The sequence below is a fragment of the Pseudonocardia sp. SID8383 genome, from assembly GCF_009864975.1.
GTDB lineage: Bacteria > Actinomycetota > Actinomycetes > Mycobacteriales > Pseudonocardiaceae > Pseudonocardia > Pseudonocardia alni.
Genome location: NZ_WWFY01000609.1, coordinates 1 through 1,210, shown reverse-complemented (window position 1 = coordinate 1,210; position 1,210 = coordinate 1). Strand labels below are relative to the sequence as shown.

Sequence of the window (1,210 nt, the reverse complement as noted above, 5' to 3'; positions counted from 1 at the left end):
CGGGCACCTGATCGTCGACGCGGGCGGGCGCGGCCTGGACCGCCGCCTCGCCGCGGCCCGCCGCGACGGGCACCGGCTGAACCTCAACCTGCTCGGCGAGGCGGTCCTCGGCCACGACGAGGCGGACCGTCGCCTCGCCCGCACGATCGCGCTGCTGCGCCGGCCGGGCGTCGACCACGTGTCGGTGAAGGCGTCCTCGGTCGTCGCCCAGCTCGTGCCGTGGGACCTCGAGGGCAGCCGGGACCTGCTCGTGGACCGGCTGCTGCCGCTCTACCGGGCCGCCCGCGAGCACGGCGTGTTCGTGAACCTCGACATGGAGGAGTACAAGGACCTCCACCTCACCGTCGCGCTGTTCACCACGCTGCTGGCGCGCCCGGAGTTCCACGACCTGCCCGCCGGGATCGTCCTGCAGGCCTACCTGCCCGACTCCGTCGCCGCGCTGGACGAGCTCGGGGAGTTCGCCGCCCGCCGTGCCGCCGCGGGCGGGGCGCCGATCAAGGTGCGCCTGGTCAAGGGCGCGAACCTGGCGATGGAACGGGTCGACGCCGAGCTGCACGACTGGCCGCAGGCGCCCTACGCCACCAAGGCCGAGGTCGACGCCAACTACGTTCGGCTCCTCGACCGCGGCATCGGTGGCCCGCACGCCGACGGGATGCGCCTGGGCGTCGCGTCGCACCACCTGCACCACGTCGCGCTCGCCCTGGAACTGGCCGACGCCCGCGGTGCCCGGCCCCAGCTGGACCTGGAGATGCTGCAGGGCATGGCCCCCGCGTTCGCCGACGCCGTCGCGGGCGACCTGCCGGAGTCCGGGCCGGGCTCGCAGCTGGTGCTCTACACCCCCGTCGTGCACCGCGGCGACTTCGACACCGCCGTGTCCTACCTGGTCCGGCGGCTGGAGGAGAACGCCTCGCCGGAGGGCTACCTGTACACGCTGTTCGCTCCCGGCTCGGGCGGTCCGGCGACCTACCAGGAGCGGTTCCTCGCCTCGGTGCGCGACCGCGACGCCGTCGCCGACACCCCGCGCCGCACCCAGGACCGCACCGTGTCCGCACCCGTCGGGACCGACGGCCCGCTGCCCGGGGACCCGGTGCCGGCCGGGTTCCGCGCCGAGCCCGACACCGATCCGTCACTGCCCGCGAACCGGGACTGGGCCCGTCGCGCCGCGGCGACCGCCGTCGCGCGGACCGAGGTCCCCCTCGTCACCGACCCG

General features: G+C 75.6%; 1 protein-coding gene. It reads left to right on the top strand.

The window, feature by feature from the left end; all coding sequences use genetic code 11:
• Positions 1-1,210: proline dehydrogenase family protein (locus GTW08_RS14805; protein WP_202417188.1), on the top strand; the 1,210-nt coding region annotated here is incomplete at both ends.